Source organism: Streptomyces sp. NPDC111802, from assembly GCF_055634335.1.
In genome coordinates this window covers 20,861-41,103 of record NZ_JBVKCZ010000015.1, presented here as the reverse complement: position 1 = coordinate 41,103, position 20,243 = coordinate 20,861, and the positions used below count along the sequence as shown (strand labels likewise).

At 71.6% G+C, this 20,243-nt stretch carries 15 protein-coding genes and 1 pseudogene; 8 read left to right on the top strand and 8 right to left on the bottom strand.

What is annotated here, in order from left to right:
• Positions 1 to 61: 61 nt before the first annotated feature.
• The 3 genes and pseudogenes from ACZ7NC_RS18420 to ACZ7NC_RS18410 form a co-directional block, all read right to left on the bottom strand.
• Entirely contained in the window at positions 62 to 2,392 is a 2,331-nt protein-coding gene (locus ACZ7NC_RS18420) for a glycosyl hydrolase family 95 catalytic domain-containing protein (protein ID WP_471489462.1), read from the bottom strand.
• Between the two features lie 133 nt (positions 2,393 to 2,525).
• Positions 2,526 to 3,008 (bottom strand): DUF456 domain-containing protein, encoded by a 483-nt coding sequence (locus ACZ7NC_RS18415; RefSeq protein WP_471489460.1) that lies wholly within the window; start codon positions 3,006 to 3,008, stop codon positions 2,526 to 2,528.
• Positions 3,009 to 3,099: 91 nt separating this feature from the next.
• Positions 3,100 to 3,456: pseudogene (locus ACZ7NC_RS18410) on the bottom strand (helix-turn-helix transcriptional regulator); the annotation flags it as partial.
• 209 nt (positions 3,457 to 3,665) lie between these two features.
• On the opposite strand from ACZ7NC_RS18410, the gene ACZ7NC_RS18405 reads away from it, so the two are divergent.
• The gene (locus tag ACZ7NC_RS18405) at positions 3,666 to 4,955 is read left to right on the top strand and encodes a PP2C family serine/threonine-protein phosphatase (RefSeq protein ID WP_471489458.1); all 1,290 of its coding nucleotides are present in this window, start codon (positions 3,666 to 3,668) and stop codon (positions 4,953 to 4,955) included.
• A gap of 13 nt (positions 4,956 to 4,968) precedes the next feature.
• Here ACZ7NC_RS18405 and ACZ7NC_RS18400 read toward each other — a convergent pair whose 3' ends face one another.
• Positions 4,969 to 6,294 carry a helix-turn-helix domain-containing protein gene (locus ACZ7NC_RS18400; protein ID WP_471489456.1) on the bottom strand — a complete coding sequence of 442 codons (1,326 nt, stop codon included), beginning with the start codon at positions 6,292 to 6,294 and terminating at the stop codon, positions 4,969 to 4,971.
• Positions 6,295 to 6,566: 272 nt separating this feature from the next.
• Between ACZ7NC_RS18400 and ACZ7NC_RS18395 the strand changes: the two genes are divergently transcribed.
• Entirely contained in the window at positions 6,567 to 7,184 is a 618-nt protein-coding gene (locus ACZ7NC_RS18395) for a hypothetical protein (protein ID WP_471489454.1), read from the top strand.
• Positions 7,185 to 7,899: 715 nt separating this feature from the next.
• Positions 7,900 to 8,322 carry an ATP-binding protein gene (locus tag ACZ7NC_RS18390; RefSeq protein WP_471489718.1) on the top strand — a complete coding sequence of 141 codons (423 nt, stop codon included), beginning with the start codon at positions 7,900 to 7,902 and terminating at the stop codon, positions 8,320 to 8,322.
• Positions 8,323 to 8,407: 85 nt separating this feature from the next.
• Here the strand turns inward: ACZ7NC_RS18390 and ACZ7NC_RS18385 are convergent, their stop codons facing one another.
• A complete protein-coding gene (locus ACZ7NC_RS18385; protein ID WP_471489452.1) occupies positions 8,408 to 9,448 on the bottom strand; it encodes a DUF2637 domain-containing protein in 1,041 nt (346 codons plus the stop codon).
• A 305-nt stretch (positions 9,449 to 9,753) separates the two neighbouring features.
• Positions 9,754 to 10,605: a (2Fe-2S)-binding protein gene (locus ACZ7NC_RS18380; RefSeq protein WP_471489450.1), complete on the bottom strand. Its 852-nt coding sequence runs from the start codon at positions 10,603 to 10,605 to the stop codon at positions 9,754 to 9,756.
• Between the two features lie 154 nt (positions 10,606 to 10,759).
• On the opposite strand from ACZ7NC_RS18380, the gene ACZ7NC_RS18375 reads away from it, so the two are divergent.
• Positions 10,760 to 11,596, top strand: coding sequence for a GntR family transcriptional regulator (locus tag ACZ7NC_RS18375; protein ID WP_471489448.1), 837 nt, complete (start codon positions 10,760 to 10,762; stop codon positions 11,594 to 11,596).
• Positions 11,597 to 11,641: 45 nt separating this feature from the next.
• Here the strand turns inward: ACZ7NC_RS18375 and ACZ7NC_RS18370 are convergent, their stop codons facing one another.
• The gene (locus tag ACZ7NC_RS18370) at positions 11,642 to 12,433 is read right to left on the bottom strand and encodes a hypothetical protein (RefSeq protein WP_471489446.1); all 792 of its coding nucleotides are present in this window, start codon (positions 12,431 to 12,433) and stop codon (positions 11,642 to 11,644) included.
• A gap of 153 nt (positions 12,434 to 12,586) precedes the next feature.
• Positions 12,587 to 14,260: a PucR family transcriptional regulator gene (locus ACZ7NC_RS18365; protein WP_471489444.1), complete on the bottom strand. Its 1,674-nt coding sequence runs from the start codon at positions 14,258 to 14,260 to the stop codon at positions 12,587 to 12,589.
• A gap of 375 nt (positions 14,261 to 14,635) precedes the next feature.
• Between ACZ7NC_RS18365 and ACZ7NC_RS18360 the strand changes: the two genes are divergently transcribed.
• The 4 genes from ACZ7NC_RS18360 to ACZ7NC_RS18345 all read left to right on the top strand — a co-directional run bounded on the left by ACZ7NC_RS18360 (position 14,636) and on the right by ACZ7NC_RS18345 (position 20,218).
• On the top strand, positions 14,636 to 15,526 hold the full coding sequence (locus tag ACZ7NC_RS18360; RefSeq protein WP_471489442.1) for an FAD binding domain-containing protein: 891 nt from the start codon (positions 14,636 to 14,638) through the stop codon (positions 15,524 to 15,526).
• Positions 15,526 to 16,110 (top strand): (2Fe-2S)-binding protein, encoded by a 585-nt coding sequence (locus ACZ7NC_RS18355; RefSeq protein ID WP_471489440.1) that lies wholly within the window; start codon positions 15,526 to 15,528, stop codon positions 16,108 to 16,110. Before ACZ7NC_RS18360 ends, ACZ7NC_RS18355 begins: the two co-directional genes overlap by 1 nt.
• A 5-nt stretch (positions 16,111 to 16,115) precedes the next feature.
• Positions 16,116 to 18,500 (top strand): xanthine dehydrogenase family protein molybdopterin-binding subunit, encoded by a 2,385-nt coding sequence (locus tag ACZ7NC_RS18350; protein WP_471489438.1) that lies wholly within the window; start codon positions 16,116 to 16,118, stop codon positions 18,498 to 18,500.
• A gap of 260 nt (positions 18,501 to 18,760) precedes the next feature.
• Complete coding sequence (locus ACZ7NC_RS18345) at positions 18,761 to 20,218, top strand: NCS2 family permease (RefSeq protein ID WP_471489436.1); 1,458 nt, start codon at positions 18,761 to 18,763, stop codon at positions 20,216 to 20,218.
• Positions 20,219 to 20,243 lie beyond the last annotated feature (25 nt).

The window sequence follows — 20,243 nt, the reverse complement described above, 5'->3', positions numbered from 1 at the left end:
ACGGCAAGCGAAGCACGCCCGCCCCGGCGCCGCATCGGGCGCTCGCCCTACTGCCCTGGGCCTACTCCGCCGGGAGCCCCCAACGCGGAGCCTCCCCGTTCGCCCGTACCGGCGCGATCGTCAGGTCCGGCCGTACGCCGCGGGGCGTGATCAGCGCCGAGTCGCCCTTGCGCAGAGGGATGCGGATCGCTCCGTCCCCGGCGTCCGAGCACCGCAGCGGTCGGCCCCGCCCGTCCCGCACCTCGAACGGCCCCGTGATGCCGTGCCGTACGACGCAGGGCGCGCCTGCCTCGCTGGTCAGCCGTACCCAGCGGGTGACGCCGCCCTCGCGGACCGCCGACAGCAGGAAGGCGCCCTGGGTGCGGAAGTCGTGCACCGTCACGTCCGCCCAGCCGGCCGGGAGAGCGGGGAAGACGCGGATCGTACCTCCCCAGGACTGGCAGACCATGTCGTGCAGGGACTGGGCCGCCGACAGTGGCGTCTCGATGACCGGGCCCGACTCCTTGTACATGGTGTTGGGCTGGACGAAGCGGGACATCAGCTCCCCCAGGTAGCGCAGCGCGTCCTCGCCCTTGCCGAGCAGCGCGGACATCGACGCCGCGCCCGTGAAGGTGTAGCCCTGCAGCGCGCCCTCGAAGCCCACCCAGTGGGCCAACGACCGCTCGATCAGGGCCCGTTCGTCGGGCGTGCGGCCGGTGAGCTCGTACAGCGGGTACACCGCGAGCAGATGCGAGTAGTGGCGGTGGGACTTCGCGAAGGGGATGTCCGCACCGATCATGAAGCCGTTCGAGTCGGTCGGGTAGGCCGCTCTCCGTGCCAGGACCTCGCGCCAGCGCGGCGCCAACGCGTCGTCGATGCCGAGGAGTTCGGCCGAGTCGAGCAGGGTGCGGCAACCCCACGTCAGCAGCATCAGGTCGTAGTTGCAGTCCCGTGAGTCGCCGCCGTACTCCGGGGAGAAGGTGGCCGGCAGATGCAGCTTGCCGTCCGGGCCGGGCTCCAGGAAGTGCAGGTAGTAGTTGATCGCCCTGCGCAGCAAGGGGTACAGGACGTCCCTGAGGATCGACTCGTCCATGGTGTGGCGGTAACTGAGCCAGACGTTGTGCAGCGCCCAGGTGAGGTTGCCGACCTCGGGGGTCGGCGGGTCCTGGCCGGGGACGCCGACGCCGTAGCCGGTCAGCGGGTCGGCGGCGCCGTTGACCAGGGTCGGGTCCGTGGTGCGCGGGATGCCGAGGGAGTCCGTGCGGTACGGGGCCGGAGTCTCCTTGGCCAGGTTGTCCCGGAACGCGCTCAACGACCGGGTGATCGCGTCGAGTTCGAGGTGGTTGGAGCCGTGGATCAGCCAGTACTCCAGCTGGGCGTTGAGGTTCCACCAGGTGTTCGGCCACGGGGTGGGCTCCAGCCAGGGGCCGCTGGTCGCCATCACGGGGGCGTCGCGGCGGGCGGCGGCAGCGGCCTTGTAGAGCTGGATCCAGTAGAAGCGCTGCATCCGGGCGTCGGGCAGGGAGAGGAAGCTCTTGCGGTAGTAGGCGTGCCACCAGGCCCGGTGTGTCGCCGCCAGCGCGGAGTAGGGGAGCGGGCTCGTGCGGCGTACGGCCTTCAGCGCCCGGTCCAGCGCCGTCGTCCCAGGGTGGGAGTGCGCGACATGGACGTACAGCGTCCGTGCCCCGCCCGTGCTCCGCTCCCGCCACGCCGTCACATGCTGCCCGCCCGCCAGCAGGGGCTGGACGGCCGCCGACACACCGTCGTGCTCGGCGACCTCGGCGGGCGGGTTGCCCCGGTAGCCGGCGGGGAGGGGCTTGAAGGCCGCCCGGGGGCTGATCGCCTCCGCGGGGTGGAAGACCCAGCGGAAGTCGCGTTCACCCGCGCTCGGGGTGACCTCGACGGCCAGGACCGAGCGGTCGTTGTGCACGAGGGCGCGCAGTGCGAGGGTGCCCCGGTCCGTGGTGAGGGTGCCGGTGAGCTCCGCGTCGCGCAGGCCGAGCCGCCAGTCCAGGCCGGTGATCGTGCCCACCGGCTCCAGCGTGAAGTGGCCGATGGGGAGGCGGGCCAGCCCGAAGAGCGAGCCGAACTCGGGACGGTGGTCCTGGACCTCGGAGTGCTGGACGTTGAAGCGCACGGCCCGCGTCCCGGCACCCGGCTCGGCGTAGATGCCGGAACCGAGGAATCCGTTGCCGAGGAAGGGGCCCTCGTACCAGGTGGCCGGCATGCGCCGCCAGACGAGGTCGGCGTCGTCGAGGACGGTGCGCCAGGGGTCGGGGCGGGCCGGGGCGTCGGTTTCCGGGGCGGTCGCGCTCGCCTGTGCGGGGAGTCCGCCGGGGAGTCCGCCGGCGAGGAGGGTCCCGCCGAGAGCTGATCCGGTGGCGAGCACGGTACGTCTGGACGGGCTGGGCATGGCGCCTCCCGGCGGCTGATTCAGCTGCGTGGCGATTCCCTGCGATTCATCGGAGCTATCCCGGGACGCAAGGTAGAGAATGCGTCATCGACCGTCAAGGGTGAGGCGAAGAGAAAGAGAGAGGCCCGATGTATCAGCCCCAGATCACCGCCCCCAACCACGCCCCCGCGATCAACTGGCAGGTGAACAGCTCCGCCAGCACGCTCGACCCGCCCGACCGCATCGCCGTCCGCAGCGCGGCCCGCGCCTCGCCGTGGCGGCCGAGGCGGAGGCGTTCCGCCAGGTAGACGCCGGCCAAGAAGCCGGGGATCGAGCCGAGCACGGGGATCAGGAAGAAGCCCAGGAAGGACCCCACACCGGCGTACACCGTCGTACGTCTGCCGGCCCAGTTCGGGCGCAGTCGGCGGGGCGGCAGCGCCCAGCGCACCACCTGGGAGACGAACAGCGCGACGGTGGCCCCCACGAGCACCCACCACGCGACGGGCTGCGGATCCTTCACCGCCCACCACATGACCCCGGCCCACACCAGCCACGACCCCGGCACGCCGGGCACCAGAACTCCGCACAGGCCGAGCAGGAGGACCAGACCGACCAGCAGGAGGTCCCATACTCCCATCTGACCAGACTGCCGGAGCCCGGGGGAACGCGCAGTTCAGCGAGCGCCCGGCAGCAGCGAGAGCGCCTCCAGATCGGTGTCGTCGGGGCCGCCCGCTCGCGTGCACCACCAGCGCGGCCCGACTCCGCGGTGTGCGGGATCAGCGGCACCGGGGCGAGCGTCCGGTCGGCGATCACCAGCCTGGCCGCGACCCGCTCCACCACCCGCACCCGCTCCGCACGGCCGAGGGCGGCGGATAGCGCACACCGCGATCGGCGGCCCGCTCCTCCGCGTCGGTCTCCGCCCCGGTGACGGCGACCGGGCCGCCGGTGACCAACGCGCACTCCTCCTCGCTCGCGTCGAGCTGCGACTGGAGGAAGCGCCGGGACGCCGCGGCCGCGCCGATCACCACCTCGACCAGGTCGTGCACGGCAGGTTCGGCGGCCCCCGTCCGGTACTCCTCGGCGAGCCCGTGCCGCTCCAGCCCAACCGGCCCGCACAACCGGCCCACCCAACCGGTCTCCGCACATCATCGCCGTGTTTTTGCCCGGCGTTCCTCTGGTGTTTCGCAAGGCTGTTCAAGGTGTCACCCGACGAGCCGTCAGAAGGTGGCCTGGCGGGGCCGGATTTTCCTGATGCCCCGTTTTCATCCGGGCCGTGCGGTGGACAATTGGGGGCATGAACCAGCAGGGGGGTAGGCCCACCGGCCGCGAGGACGACTGGTGGGGGCAGCTGTACGGAGACCTCACCGAGGACACGGGCCCGACGACGGCCCCCGACTCTCTGGACGACCGGTTCGCCTCGGCCGCGGGGGCGGTGAACCAGCGCTCGGTGACGGGCCCCCCGGTCCCGTCACCGAGGGCGGGAGCGGATCCCGTGGAGCGTGCGCCGGCGTTTCCGCCCGGTCTGCCGAAGCCGCCGGGATTCACGGTCGAGACACCCCCGGCTCGGGTCCCGGAGCAGCCGACCCCGGCAGCGCCCGCCCCCACACCCGCGACCCGCTCCCTCGACTACGTGGGCGACGGCCCTCCCACCTACGCCGCCGAACCCACCGCCCTGCCGCCCGCCGACCCGGACGACCTCGACGACCTGGTCGCCGACACCGTGCTCGACGGCGCCCACTACGGCACCTGCACCCTGCGGGCCGTCTCCCTGCGCGGCGACTCCGCCCGCTACCGGGGCGAACCGCGCCGCGACTCCCTCCTCACCGCCCGCTTCGGCACCGGCGACCACGCCCTGGTCCTGGTGGCGATGGCGACCGGCGCCCGAGCCACCCCGGGCGCGCACCGCGCCGCCGCCGAGGCCTGCCACTGGATCGGCCGGGCCGTCGGCCGCAGTCACGCGAGGCTCGCGGAGGACATAAGGGCCGCGCGGCGCGGCGACCTCAAGTCGGGCCTGCACCGCCTCACCGACCGCAGCCTCGGCAAACTCCGCGCCAGCGCCGCCGAACAGGGCATCGAACCCGAGGAGTACGCGGCGACCCTGCGCTGCCTCCTGCTCCCGGCCGACCCCGAGTGCCGTACGCGTGTCTTCTTCGGCGTCGGCGAGGGCGGACTCTTCCGCCTGCGGAACGGCGAATGGCAGGACATCGAGCCCCGAGTCACCGATGTCACCGGTGAACCCGTCGTCGGCTTCGGCTCCCTGCCGGCTGAGACCCCCGAGGGTGACCGCCTCACCATGGACCTCGGCATCACCACCCCGCCGAGTCCCTACGAGCCGGCTCCCGAACCGCCCCGCGAACCCTTCCGCTTCCGCGCCTCCGTCGCCCGCCCCGGCGACACCCTGCTGATGTGCACCGGCGGCCTCGCCGACCCCCTGCGCGGCGAACCCGGGCTCGCCGCCCACCTGACCGGCCGGTGGTCCGGCCTCGAACCGCCCGGTCTCGCCGAGTTCCTCGCCGACACCCAGGTCCGGGTGAAGGGGTACGCCGACGACCGTACGGCGGCCGCCGTGTGGGAGGCGCGGTGAGCTGCGAGCCTTCCTATTCCTCCCACGGCACCCAGGCGCGGGCCGAGGTGTCGTACGCGTAGTTCGGCAGGCCCTTGGTGCTCGTCGTACGGAACGGGCGGCCGTGGTCGTCGACGCGGACCGTGCCGCTGCGGCCCTGGGACGACCAGTCAAGTTCCAGGTACCAGGCGCAGTCGCAGGTCACCGTCCGCGCGTCGACCAGCAGCACCTCCGGGTCCTCGGCGGACACCCGGTACGGCAGGCGCATCGCCGGGATCGTGACGCCCGTGTCGTTGCCGTCGACCGGGCGGGCGATGGGCCGGTCCTTGTCGAGGTCGACCTCGAAGTAACGGGGCGTCAGAGCTCCGCCACACCCATGGTCCATGGCGTAGTTGGTGCCCTCCCTGGGCGCCGACCGGCCGACGACGCGCACGCGCAGTGCGTCCAGGACGACGGCCGTGGAGGACCGGCCCTGCACCGTGATCTCCACCAGGGTCTGCCGCCCGTGCACGGCGTTCTGCGTCGCCGCCCAGGTCGCGGCGTCCTGCGGGGCCGGGGGCGGCGGGACCTGCCGCGGCGGCTTGGCGATGACGTAGTCGTGACCGCAGCCGGCCTGCCAGACATGGGAGTCGGTGCTCCAGGTGAGGGGCACACCGGTCGGGGGCTGCTGCTGACCCGCTTCCTTCGAGGGCCGGTCGGCGGTTTCGCCGGGCTTCGCCGAGGACTTCTTCGACGCGCCGGCCGAGGGTGAGGGAGTGGTGGCGGACGGGCTCGGGGACTTGGCTGACTTCGGGCGCGAGGCGCCCGGCTCCGGCTCGGTCGTACGGGGCGGATCGACGGCCTGGACGGAGTCGCCGCCCTTGGGGCGGTCGTCCGGGAGGGCGGAGAGGCTGCCGAGCGTGGCGAGGAGAGCGGTGGCCACGGCCGCGGAGACCAGGAGGCGCCGACGGCGGTACCAGGGGTGACGGGGAGGGTCGGTCGGTGCCGGGTCCTCGACCGGGTTCTCGGCGGATTCCGTGGCCGGGTGCGGGAGGGCCCTGTCGGAGGGGGCGGCGTCGGCCGTGCCGGAGGCGGCCGCAGTGGCAACCGCCGTGCGCGAGCGCTGCCTTGCCGCCACCGCCAGGATCCAGCGGCGGTGCAGCTCCAGTCGCTCCTCCGGCGTCGCCCCGCACAGCGCGGCGAAGCGTTCCAGGCGGGCGAAGTCCACGGGTACCGCGTCGCCGGCGCAGTAGCGGTGCAGCGTGGAGGTGTTCATGTTCAGACGGCGGGCCAGCTGACCGTAGCTGCGGTCGGTGCGTTCCTTCAGGCGTCTGAGTAAGGCCGCGAACTCCTGGACGTCGTCGTCCTGTGCTTCCGACACTGTTCTCCCATGTCCGCCCCGTCCCGGGACGGCATCCCAGGGACTCCATATACCTGCACGTCAGAAGGGCTGGGATGGTTCCACCGTCGCGGATCGGGCGACGGCGCTTGCGGCCGCCCGCTGTGACGGCTGATGCTTCTGGTGTCGCACCGACCGGGGCCGGACGGACCAACCGGCGTCGATGACGGACCGACCGGCGCCGGTGACGGCCCACTTCCGTACGTTCACGCACTGATGCATTCAGGCACTCATCTCATCCACGGGGGACACCCATGCCCAAGCGCACCCGAGCCGGCGTGCTCGCCGCACTCGCCGTCGCAGGCCTCACCGCCGGCACCGCCCTCTGCGCCGCACCGGCCGGCGCCGCTACGAGGACACCCGCGCCGAAGTTCCTCGCGGCGTCCGAACTGCCGCCGCACCCCTCCTCCTCCTGGACCGCCGACAAGGTCACAGACGGCATCCCGGAGGAGATGCAGTACTGCTTCGGCGACGCGCTGCTCGCCCACGACTCCCGGTACCGCACCTTCCGCACCGACCTCGACACCGGCGCCCAGCAGCTCAACATCGTCGTCGGCGACAGCGCCAAGGCCAAGGCCCTCGCCACCCGGCTCGACAAGGAGGTCAAGCGCTGCGTCACGCGGATGGACACCGACCCGGACGTCGAGGCCGACTACAAGGGCTACGGCCGTCTGCCTGTCGAGGAGGGCGCCCGCGTCCACGGCTTCGCGACCCGCGCCTCGTGGGGCGCCATGGACATCCACCTCGTCTCGGTCGGCCGGGACGGCGGCACCGTCACGGTCGTGCAGTGGGGGCAGATGGGCGACTTCACGGACGCGCCGGTGAAGGCCTTCAAGAAGACGACCACCACCGCGGTCGACAAGCTCCACTGACCGACGCGCCTCACGACCACCGCGACAGCGGGGCCGCCCTCCCGCACGGGGGTCGGGCGGGCGGCCCCGCACCCGTCACGGCACCACCTGCCAACGGGAGCAGCACCGCCCAGGCGCCCGCGAGCGCCCTCGACGCCGAGAGCGCGAATTCCGGCCAGTTTCAGAGGTTGCGGGAAGGTGGCCGGAGGCGTGCCGCCGCTTCGCCGCGGGACACACCGGCGTCCAGTCCACGCACCACCCCACCGCTGCGTCCGGTACGGCAGGATCGGCAGCGCGCAATGAGCAGTCGATACGGTCCCCTGCGGTCATGGCGCCCGCAGCGGAGTCGGCCCGATGCCGTGCGGGACCGCACTGGTCGGCCGTCTCCCGCCGGGATCGGATGTTCGCCTCGCGTTCCCTCGCCGAGCGTGGCCCTTCGCTTCCTGAGCCGGGCCGTGGCCGGTGACGGACGCGGACCGGCCGCCGGGTACGGCGGCCTCCGGGCGGCCGGCGGGTGACGTTCCAGGTTTCATCCAACGCCGTGGACCGCCCCAACCGTGGCCGAACACCTGGTCGTTGACGATTCGACATGACTGCCGCCGTTCCTACTGGGAATGGTTCCCGTGAACGTGTTCGAGCCAGGAGGGGAACCGACATCGGCACGCGGGCGGGGGTCATGAAGAGGCATGCGCGAGGAGGCGGTCCCATAGTGGTCGGGGCCTCCTCGGTGGAGACAGTGGAGGACAGGGCCGCGAGCGCCGGGGATCACGCGCAGCCGCCTCAGCTCAGGCGCAGACTCGGGCGGGCGGACCTGCGGGCCGTACCGGAGGCACGCCGGGCACTGCGCGAGCTGTTACGGCACTGGGGGAGGCCCGGACGATCGGACATAGCCGAACTGCTCACCAGCGAGCTCGTCACCAACGCGCTCGTGCACACCGACCGGGAGGCCGTGCTCACGGCGACCGTCGGACCGGAGGGACTCCGGGTGGAGGTGCGGGACTTCGTGGCCCGGCTGCCCCGACCGCGCGTACCGAACGCCGACCACGGTACGAACGGCAGGGGCCTGGCCCTGGTCCAGTCCCTCGCGGACGCCTGGGGCGTGCGGACGCACGGGGTGGGGAAGGCGGTGTGGTTCGAGCTCGACGCGAACGCCGCGTGACGACGTACGCGGACGGCGTGTGACGACGGGAAGGGGCGCGACCCGAGTCCCGGGTCGCGCCCCTTCCCGTCGATGAGATGCGTGCTCAGCCGAACTGCTGCTCAAGGTCCTTGAGCTTGCGCTCCAGCGAGTCGAGCCGGGGCAGCGCCATTGTGTCGTCCTCCGCGGTGAGGTCGACCTTGACCGGGTCAGAACCGGTGCGTACGGGCTGCAACGACGGTCGTGTTCGCACGGGCAGCTGTTCCGCCGTGGATATGGCAGGCTCCGCGGTGACCTGCGCCGAGGCGCGCTCCAGGGCCTGCGGCTCGGCCTGCCGCCCGTTGCCGCGGCCGATGAGGCCGCGGTGGCCCCGGCTGAGGGCCTTCAGCTGGGCGCGCTCCATGCGCTGCTGGTCGCGCCGGCGCAGCCTGCTCTCGTCCTTCTGCCGCTTGTCCTCACGGACCTCGTCGACCGCCTCGTCCAGGCTGCGCACGCCCTCCAGAAGCATCAGCGACCAGGCCTTGTAGGTCTCGCGGGGCGCCCGCAGCCAGCGGACGATCCGGATCTGCGGGAGGGGCCTGGGCACCAGACCCTGCTCGCGCAGGGCGGCCCGGCGGGTCTGCTTCAGCGCCCGGTCGAACAGCACGGCCGCGGAGAGGGACATACCGGCGAAGAAGTGCGGGGCGCCGTCGTGGCCGAGGCCCCTGGGCGCGTGCACCCAGTTGAACCAGGCCGCGGCGGCCGCGAACGTCCATACGAGTATCCGGGAGCCGAGGGCCGCGTCACCGTGGCTGGCCTCGCGCACCGCGAGGACGGAGCAGAACATCGCGGCGCCGTCCAGACCGAACGGCACGAGGTACTGCCAGCCGTTGTGGAGGCCGAGGTTCTGTTCACCGAAGCCGACCAGGCCGTGGAAGGAGAGGGCGGCGGCCACGGCCGCACAGCAGAACAGCAGCACATAGGAGGCGGTGCCGTATATGGCCTCCTTGCGCCTACGGCGCTCTTCGCTGCGCTCCCACGAGTCGTCCGCGCCTGCGTCCTTCCCCGAGGTCTTCCCGCGCCGAAGCACCGCTATCGCCGCCAGCAGGCCCAGGAGCAGGACGGCGCCCGGAAGCAACCAGTTCAGCGATATGTCGGTCAATCTCATCTGGGGGTCCCTTGCATTGGGATAGGGCGTAACGCCCGCCATAGTGGCCCAATCCCGCTGGCCCTCAGGGGGTTTCGGGGCAAGAGGCCGCCAAGGAAGTGCAAGGGGATGCCCAGGGCGGCGTTCTGCTCGAACTGCCGCTTGAGGGGCGGGAGTTGAGTTCGAACAAGACTACCCGAGCGGGTGGTTCCACGGAAAGTTCCTGCGCGAAGTGAGGAATCTGTGAAACGCCTGTAACCGTAACGGGTGTCCCGCTCGCGGGTGATCTTACGGCACCAGGGGTTACGGCCGAGTCTGAGGGGGCCTCAACTCGCGGCGGCCAGAAGCTTGGTGACCCGATCGGCGTCGCAGGTGCGGGGACAGGTGGCGCAGGTGTCCGCGGGGCGCACCGTGTAGAACATGCAGCAGCTCGCCCGGTCCCGGGTGGGCAGCGACTCGCCGTTCGGTCCGGTCAGTTCACGGAAGGCGGCCGAGCCCACGTACGGCTTCGTCGCGCCCGGCAGGAGCAGTTCCAGTTCGCGCCGCGCACGGTCCTGCTCACCGTCGCCGAACAGGTGGGCGACGTACCACAGTCCCTCGATGACCTCGTCGGTCGCCATGCCCCACAGCGCGCGGCCGCGTCGGCGCATGCGCGGACCGAAACCGGTGAGGACGGGTTCGAGGTGCTCGGCGACGGCGCTGCGCACCTCGGCGCGCAGTGCCTCCTCGTCGGGGACCACCCGCGCACCGGGCAGGACGGCGGCGGGGTCGCCGGGAAGGCACGCGAAGCTGGTGGGGCGGGCGGCCAGGCGGCCCATGGCGAGGCCGGGGGCCGTGCGGTCGTACGAGACATGTGTCACGGGGAAGCGGGGGACGCGGCGGAGCAGGAACCACGGCACGGTGATCAGCAGACAGACGGGCCAGGCGTAGCGGTGCAGGCCGAAGCTCGCGACCACGTCCGGGCGGGCGGGGTGCCCGTAGTCGCGTCGTACCTGTGCGTCGTCCCAGTCCAGGAAGGCGTCGAGGCCGGCGCCGCCCTCTGCCAGGGCGGTCGTGGTGATCCATCCGGCGTGCCGGGGGAGCTGTTCCTGAGTGGTCGGCTGGGTGATGTCGAGCCCCGGGAGGACCTCGGTGAGACGGGTGTAGGCGTCGGCGAGGGCTATGGGGGGCACGGACATGTGGACCGCCGATCCGTAAGACTTAAAAGGCAAGGCTTACCTTACCCAAGATCGCTGCGGTTTGAACTGTCGCGTTCTGGGCCTATGGTGCTTGACGGGTGAGTAACAACCCGCCGTAATGACCCCAAGTACCGACACATCCGGAGGAGGACCCGTGAGTCAGGGTGCACAGGGCTCCGCGGTGTCGGGAAATCAGGGCGGCTCGGAGGTGCGCGCGGATGCGCTGCGGGTGCCGCCGCAGGGGCGTGGCGTGGAGGGGGAGCGGGCCGCTGAGGCCGGGCGGGGCCGGGTTGGCTCCTCCTTGCCCACCGCTCGGGGTGAGCACACGCACAGCGAGACGCCCATTCCGCGGCCGCGGCCGCTGGTGCAGCGGGCGTCGGTGCGGGGGCAGATCCTCGACGCGCTGCGGACCGCGCTGGTCACCGGTGAGCTGACGCCCGGGGCGGTGTATTCGGCGCCCGCGCTCGGGGAGCGGTTCGGGGTTTCCGCGACGCCGGTGCGTGAGGCGATGCAGCAGCTCGCGCTCGAGGGGGCCGTCGAGGTCGTGCCCAATCGGGGGTTCCGGGTGGTCGAGCGTGGAGCTCGGGAGCTGGCGGAGCTGGTCGAGGTCCGGGCGCTGATCGAGGTGCCGGTGATGTTGCGGCTCGCGCGTACGGTGGCTTCCGAACGGTGGGTGGAGATGCGGCCGTTGGCCGACGCGACGGTACGGGCGGCGTCGACCGGGTGCCGGGCGACGTACGCGGAATCGGACCGCACCTTCCATCGTGCGGTGCTGTCCCTCTGCGGCAACGAACAACTCGTCCAGATCGCCGACGATCTGCATCGCCGGGCGCAGTGGCCGCTGGTGAGCCCCGTGCGGGCGTCGGGGCGGGGGCATGCCGACCTGATCGCCGACGCGGCGGAGCACACGGCGCTGTTGGATGCGTTGATCGCCCGGGATCTGGATGTGGTGCGGTCGTTGGTGGGGGAGCACTTCGCCGGCGCGCACTGAGGCCCGTACGAGGGGCGGAGCCCCTGGGGCGAACCCTCCCCCCCGCTACGCCGTCGCTGCTCCCGCCGCCGGTGGCGTCGGTGTCAGTTGGCGGGCCAGCCAGGTGGGGACGCCGCCCAGGAGGCGGAACAGGCGGCGGGCCTCCTCGCGGAGGCGGGCCGCTTCCGGTTCGGTCTCCGCGTCGGCCAGGGACGCCAGCGCGGGGGCCGTACCCACCAGGTAGCCGAGTTCCTCCCGGATGCGCAGGGACTCGGCGAAACCATGGCGCGCCTCCGCCAACTCGCCGTCACGCAGAGCCAGTCCGGCCAGATGGCGCCAGGTGAAGGAGAGCAGGAGCGGGTCCGCATGGGCCGTCGCGCCCGCGTGAGCCCGACGGTAGGCCGCCCGGGCGGCCTGGGGAGAGCGGGCCAGGTTCTCCGCCAGGAGGCCCCGGCGGAAGTCGAGGAGGGCCCTGCCCGCCGCTCCCGGAGGGATCAGCGCCGCCGCCCGCCCCAGCGCCGCACGCGCCTCGTCGGCCCGGTCGCGCACTCCGTGCAGTGTGGCGGCGTAGGCAAGTTGCCCTCGTTCACAAGCGGCCGCGCCCCGCTCGTCGTCACCGTGGGCGAGCGCCTCGGCCGTGCGGAGGGCGTCCTCTGCCTCCTCCCAGCCCTGTTCGGTGTAGAGACAGCGCTCCACCAGCAGTGACGCCCGTTGCAGCGCGGCCGGTGCGGTGGTGACCGGCTGGAGCAGGGCCGCCGCGTCCGCCCAGCAGGCGCGTGAGCGCAGCCGCCATACCGCGGTCTGGAGTGGATCGTCACCGGCGGTCGTTCCGTTACCAGACATGGCGGTATACGCCACCTCGCCCTCCCCGAGCACGCCATCGAGCTGTTGAGTGGTTGCGGCATCTCAGCACGAATCGTCGCGCTCGGCCAAGAGGGTGGGTGAAGGATTTCACAAAGTCGTGGGACAGCGGCGGCACTTGGTGTCACCGGAGGCGGGGCCCCGATGAGGTCAACTCATCCGCAATGCCAAGAAGAAATCCAGCTTGTCCTCCAGCCGGGAGAGGTCCCGGCTCGTCAACTGCTCGATCCGCCCCACTCGGTAGCGCAGTGTGTTGACGTGCAGATGGAGCCGGGTCGCGCAGCGGGTCCAGGAGCCGTCGCAGTCCAGGAAAGCCTCAAGGGTGGGGATCAGCTCGGCCCGGTGGCGGCGGTCGTAGTCGCGAAGAGGGTCGAGGAGGCGGGCGGTGAAGGCGCGCCGCACGTCGTCGGGGACGAACGGCAGGAGCAGGACATGGGACGCCAGCTCCTGGTGGCCCGCCGCGCAGACCCTCCCCGGCCGCGCCGCCGCCACCCGGCGGGCATGCCGGGCCTCCTCCAGGGCACCGCGCAGCCCCTCCGCCGAGTGCACCGCCGCGCTGACGCCGACCGTCACCCGGCCGTCGCCGTCCAGTCCCGCGGCGAGCGGCTCGCGGACCGACTCCAGGAGCGCGTCGGCGAGGATGCCGGCCTCCGAGCCGTCGTGCTCCGCCGAGACCGCCGGCAACGGGACCAGGGCGATGGCCTCGTCGCCGGTGTGCGCCACCGCGATGCGGTCGGACGGCTCCGGGCCCGTCGCCAGCGGGTCGACGAGAATCTCCTCCAGCAGGGCCTGGGCGACCGGGCCCGCCTCGATGTCCCCCTCCTCCCATTCGACCCGGGCCACCACGACCTGCCAGTGCGGGGCCGCGCCCAGACCGGGCAGCAGGACCGGTGCGGCGACCCTCAGACGCGCGGCGATCTCGGCGGGTGCCGCGCCCGTCTGGACCAGTTCGAGGACCTCCTGCGCGAGACGGCGGCGCACCGTGCGCGCCGCGTCCCGGCGGTCCCGCTCCACGGCGATCAGCTGTGTGACGCCCTGGAGGAGGTCGAGCCGCTCCTCGGGCCAGTCGCTCGCGTCCGCCGCCACCGCGAGCAGCCAGTCCGACAGCACCGTCTCGCGCACATCCCGCGAGGCCTGCGGGGACCGGCCGCTGCTGCGGATCGGGAAGAGGGAGTACGTCGTGCCGCCGAGGGCCATCCGGTGCGGGCCGCGGCGGCCCGTCCGGGCGGCCGTCAGATGCTCCGCCGCCAGCTTCGCGTACACCTCGGCGGGCAGCGCCGGGCCACCCACCTTCGAGCCCGCGATGAGCCGGCCCGCCGGCGACAGCACCCACGCGCGCAGGTCCAGGTCCGAGCCCAGGAGGTCCAGGACCACGTCCGGGCCGCCGCCCGCGGGGCCCGAGGTCATCATCCGGCGGTGCCGGTCGACGACGGCCGCGAGGTCCCCGGCCCGCTCCCCGCTCACCTGCCGTACGACATGCTCGGTCACCGTCGCGAACGCCACCGACTCATGCACGGCGAACAGCGGCAGGCGGTGCCGGGCGCAGGCCACGACCAGATCCTCGGGGATGTCGCCCAGCTCGGCCTCACCGGCCGCCAGGGCCGCCACACCGGCCTGCGCGAGGATGCGCACGAAAGGGTCGGAGTCCGACGCGTTACGACGCCAGGCCAGTCCCGTGAGCACCAGCTCACCGCCCGAGAGGTAGCGGCTGGGGTCCCTGAGGTCGGTGGTCATCACACCACGCACGGTGCGATCCAGCTCGTCCTCGCCGCCGAGCAGCTTGAGGCCCAGCGCGTCCGTGTCCAGCAGTGCGCGCAGCCGCATTTCGTCGCCGCCGTTCTTTGTCTCGAAACCTACGATGAATCTTGAAGGGTCTGTCGGTGCGGCCCGTTCTGCGGGCCGATGAGCGGCGCCGGGGGCGGTGCTCGTCGTCTTTCGGACGGTGTCCCAGGTCACAGGGCCGTGCCCGAAGTTTCCAGAGAAAGACGTGGAGGTTACTGGTGACCTCCGTTCATACGAATCTACAAGATGCCCACCCTGGCCAGCCAACTCCTTCATGGTTTCCGTGACTGACCCTGGTGGAGCACAGCGCTGTGTACTGACGTCAATGCGCGTTAACAGCACATGAACGAGCCGGGCCCGCCGCACCTGATCTGGCTCAAACCGTACGACCCCACGAGACGAAGAAGAGAGCCGGTCATGGACTTCCTTCGCCCCGCCAGCTGGGAGGAGGCGCTCGCCGCGAAGGCCGAGCACCCCACCGCTGTGCCGATTGCGGGTGGCACCGATGTGATGGTCGAGATCAACTTCGACCACCGTCGGCCCGAGTACCTTCTCGACCTGAACCGCATCGGCGACCTCTACGAGTGGGAGGTCGGCGAGGAGACGGTGCGGCTCGGCGCCTCCGTCCCGTACACGAAGATCATGGAGAGCCTGCGCGCCGAGCTGCCCGGCCTCGCCCTCGCGTCGCACACGGTCGCCTCCCCGCAGATCCGCAACCGCGGCGGCGTCGGCGGCAACCTCGGTACCGCCTCCCCGGCCGGCGACGCCCACCCCGCCCTCCTCGCGGCCGGCGCCGAGGTCGAGGTCGAGTCGGTGCGCGGCAGCCGCCGTATCCCGATCGACGAGTTCTACACCGGCGTGAAGCGCAACGCGCTCGCCGCCGACGAGCTCATCAGGGCCGTACACATCAAGAAGGCCGACGGGCCGCAGCAGTACTCCAAGGTCGGCACACGGAACGCGATGGTCATCGCCGTGTGCGCCTTCGGGCTCGCGCTGCACCCCGAGACCCGGACCGTGCGGACCGGGATCGGCTCGGCCGCGCCCACACCCGTGCGGGCCAAGACCGCCGAGGAGTTCCTGAACGCGGCGCTCGAAGAGGGCGGCTTCTGGGACAACGGAAAGATCATCACCCCGTCGGTCGCCAAGCAGTTCGCCGAGCTGTGCTCGGGTGCCTGCAACCCGATCGACGACGTCCGGGGCACGGCGAGCTACCGCCGGCACGCGGTCGGCGTCATGGCCCGCCGCACGCTGACCTGGACCTGGGAGTCGTACCGCGGCGACCGCCGCCTCACGGAGGGAGTCGCGTAATGCGTGTCAACTTCACTGTCAACGGACGTCCGCAGGAAGCCGACGACGTGTGGGAGGGCGAGTCCCTGCTGTACGTGCTGAGGGAGCGCATGGGCCTGCCCGGCTCCAAGAACGCCTGTGAGCAGGGCGAGTGCGGTTCCTGCACCGTCCGGCTCGACGGGGTTCCGGTGTGTTCGTGTCTGGTCGCCGCCGGCCAGGTCGAGGGCCGCGAGGTCGTCACCGTCGAGGGCCTCGCGGACTTCGCCAAGCAGCGCGCGGAGCACGGCGGTTGCGCCTCCGGTGCCTGCGGTACCTCGCTGCAGGACGCCCAGCAGTGGGCGGCCAAGGGGCAGGACTCGCACACCGGCGAGGGCACCGAACTCTCCCCGATCCAGCAGGCGTTCATCGACGCCGGCGCCGTCCAGTGCGGCTTCTGCACACCGGGTCTGCTGGTCGCCGCCGACGAGATGCTGGAGAACAACCCCAACCCGACCGACGCGGACATCCGCGAGGCCCTGTCGGGCAACCTGTGCCGCTGCACGGGCTACGAGAAGATCATGGACGCGGTCCGCCTCGCGGCCGCCCGGCAGGGAGAGGCGGTCTGAGCAGCATGCCCACCAATGGCGCTCCTACGAAGATCACCCAGGGTTCCCAGACCAAGGGCGGCATCGGCGAGTCCACGCTCCGCCCGGACGGCACCCTCAAGGTCACCGGCGAGTTCGCGTACTCGTCCGACATGTGGCACGAGGACATGCTCTGGGGCCAGATCCTCCGGTCGACCGTCGCGCACGCCGAGATCGTGTCCATCGACACGAGCGAGGCGCTGGCCATGGCGGGTGTCTACGCCGTGATGACGTACGACGACCTGCCGACCGACGTGAAGAACTACGGCCTGGAGATCCAGGACACCCCGGTCCTCGCGCACGGCAAGGTACGGCACCACGGCGAGCCGGTCGCCATCGTCGCCGCCGACCACCCGGAGACCGCGCGCCGCGCCGCCGCCAAGATCAAGGTCGACTACCGCGAGCTGCCCGTCATCACCGACGAGGCCTCCGCGACCGCCCCGGACGCGATCCTCATCCACGAGGGCCGCGACGACCACCACAGCGGCCACGTCCCGCACCCGAACATCGTCCACCGCCAGCCGATCTTCCGCGGCGACGCGGCCGAGGCGGCGAAGCGGGCCGACGTCGTCGTCAAGGGCGAGTACACCTTCGGCATGCAGGACCAGGCCTTCCTCGGCCCGGAGTCCGGCCTCGCCGTGCCGGACGAGGACGGCGGCGTCCACCTCTACATCGCCACCCAGTGGCTGCACAGCGACCTGCGGCAGATCGCCCCGGTCCTCGGCCTGCCCGAGCGCAAGGTCCGGATGACGCTCTCCGGCGTCGGCGGTGCCTTCGGCGGCCGCGAGGACCTGTCGATGCAGATCCACGCCTGTCTGCTGGCGATGCGGACCGGGAAGCCGGTCAAGATCGTCTACAACCGCTTCGAGTCCTTCTTCGGACACGTCCACCGCCACCCGGCCAAGCTCTACTACGAGCACGGCGCCACCAAGGACGGCAAGCTCACCCATGTGAAGTGCCGCATCGTGCTGGACGGCGGCGCCTACGCCTCCGCGTCCCCCGCGGTCGTCGGCAACGCCTCCTCGCTCGCGATCGGCCCGTACGTGGTCGAGGACGTCGACATCGAGGCCATCGCCCTCTACACCAACAACCCGCCCTGCGGCGCCATGCGCGGCTTCGGCGCGGTCCAGGCGTGCTTCGCGTACGAGGCACAGATGGACAAGGTGGCGAAGCAACTGGGCATGGACCCGGTCGAGTTCCGGCAGCGCAACGCCATGGAGCAGGGCACCATCATGCCGACCGGGCAGCCGGTCGACTCCCCGGCGCCGGTCGCCGAACTGCTGCGCCGCGTCAAGGCGATGCCGATGCCGCCGGAGCGCCAGTGGGAGTCCAGCGAGGGCGCGGACGTACGGCAGCTGCCCGGCGGTCTGTCCAACACCACGCACGGTGAAGGCGTCGTGCGCGGTGTCGGCTACGCGGTCGGCATCAAGAACGTCGGCTTCTCCGAGGGCTTCGACGACTACTCCACCGCCAAGGTGCGCATGGAGGTCGTCGGCGGCGAGCCCGTCGCCACCGTGCACACGGCCATGGCGGAGGTCGGCCAGGGCGGTGTCACCGTCCACGCGCAGATCGCCCGCACCGAGCTGGGCGTCACACAGGTGACGATCCGCCCGGCGGACACCCAGGTGGGCAGCGCCGGTTCGACGTCCGCGTCGCGTCAGACGTACGTCACCGGCGGCGCCGTCAAGAACTCCTGCGAGCTGGTCCGGGAGAAGGTCCTGGAGATCGGGCGCCGCAAGTTCGGCTCCTACCACCCGGCCTGGGCCACCGCCGAGCTGATCCTGGAGGGCGGCAAGGTCGTCACCGACGGCGGCGAGGTGCTCGCCGGCCTGGTGGACGTGCTCGAGGGCGAGGCGGTCGAGATCGAGGCCGAGTGGCGGCACCGTCCGACCGAGGCCTTCGACCTGCGCACCGGCCAGGGCAACGGCCACGTCCAGTACTCCTTCGCCGCGCACCGCGCCGTCGTCGAGGTGGACACCGAGCTCGGCCTGGTGAAGGTGATCGAGCTGGCCTGCGCCCAGGACGTCGGCAAGGCGCTCAACCCGCTGTCCGTCATCGGCCAGATCCAGGGCGGTACGACCCAGGGTCTCGGTGTGGCGGTCATGGAGGAGATCATCGTCGACCCCAAGACCGCGAAGGTGCGCAACCCCTCCTTCACGGACTACCTCATCCCCACCATCCTCGACACGCCGACCATCCCCGTCGATGTGCTCGAACTCGCCGACGACCACGCCCCGTACGGGCTGCGGGGCATCGGCGAGGCCCCCACCCTGTCGTCGACCCCGGCCGTCCTCGCGGCGATCCGGAACGCGACCGGGCTGGAGCTGAACCGGACGCCGGTACGGCCGGAACACCTCACCGGCACGGCGTAAGGAATCCCGCAAGACCCTCCGGGCGGTGTGAGGGAACGTCACACACTCCACCGCACCGCCCGGAGTACTCGACGCGCCGCACCGCTCGCGGCAGGTCGGGACTCGCAAGTACCAGCAGCACAGATCCTGTTCGTTCGTCTCGGGCCGTCCCCCGGGTCGTGCGGCCGAAGCACCTTCCCAAATCCCGCAGCCGCGCACGTGGTTGACGACCGTCAGGTGGTCGAGGCGGGTGCCCCTATGAACCTTGGGAGTAGGCCCACATGACCCAGCAGTCACTGGAGCCGACGACCGCCGCAGAGGACGCGGGTCAAGGAACCCGCGTCCCGGCCGGCAGGTCGTGGCTCGACCGGTACTTCCACATATCCCATCGAGGCTCCACAGTCGCGCGCGAGGTGCGCGGCGGCGTCACGACCTTCATGGCGATGGCGTACATCCTTCTGCTCAACCCGCTGATCCTGTCCGGCAAGGACGCGGCGGGCGACACGGTCGCCCAGAAGGCGCTGATCACCGCGACCGCGTTCGCGGCGGCCTTCACCACGCTGCTGATGGGCTTCTTCGGCAAGGTGCCGCTCGCCCTCGCCGCCGGCCTCTCCGTCTCCGGCGTCCTCGCCTCGCAGGTCGCCCCGCAGATGACCTGGCCGCAGGCCATGGGCATGTGCGTGATGTACGGCGTGATCATCATGCTGCTGGTCGTCACCGGCCTGCGCGAGATGATCATGAACGCGATCCCGCTCGCGCTGAAGCACGCGATCACCATGGGCATCGGCCTGTTCGTCGCCCTGATCGGCTTCTACAAGGCCGGTTTCGTGCACCAGGGCGAGGCGACCCCGGTCACCCTCGGCCCGGCCGGCGAACTGGCCGGCTGGCCGGTGCTGCTCTTCGCGGTCACGCTCCTGGCGATCTTCATGCTCCAGGCGCGCGGCGTCCCCGGCGCGATCCTGATCGGCATCGTCGGCGGCACCGTACTCGCCGTCGCCCTGAACACGTTCGACGTCATCAACCCCAAGCAGTGGGCCAGTGGCGCTCCCGAACTGCACGGCAGCGCGGTGTCCATGCCCGACTTCTCGATCTTCGGCAACGTCGAGTTCGGCGGCTGGGGCGAGGTCGGCGCGATGACGGTCGGCATGATCGTGTTCACCCTGGTGCTCGCCGGGTTCTTCGACGCGATGGCGACGATCATCGGCGTCGGCACCGAGGCCAAGCTCGCCGACGACCAGGGCCGGATGCCGGGCCTGTCCAAGGCGCTGTTCATCGACGGCGCGGGCGGTGCGATCGGCGGAGTGTCCGGCGCGTCCGGCCAGACGGTGTTCGTCGAATCCGCGACCGGCGTCGGCGAGGGTGCCCGTACCGGTCTCTCCTCGGTCGTCACCGGCCTGTTCTTCGCGGCCTGTCTGTTCTTCACGCCGCTGACGGCGATCGTGCCGGGCGAGGTCGCGGCGGCGGCCCTGGTGGTGATCGGCGCCATGATGATGATGAACGCGCGGCACGTGGACTGGTCCGACCGGGCCACCGCGATCCCGGTGTTCCTCACCGTCGTGATCATGCCGTTCACGTACTCCATCACGGCCGGTGTCGCGGCCGGTGTCATCTCGTACGTCGCCATCAAGATCGCTCAGGGCAAGGCACGGGAGATCGGGGCGTTCATGTGGGCCCTGACAGGCATCTTCCTGGTCTATTTCGCCCTCAATCCCATTGAGAGCTGGATGGGCGTGCACTAGCCGGTGCGCCGGTCAGTGTGAACCG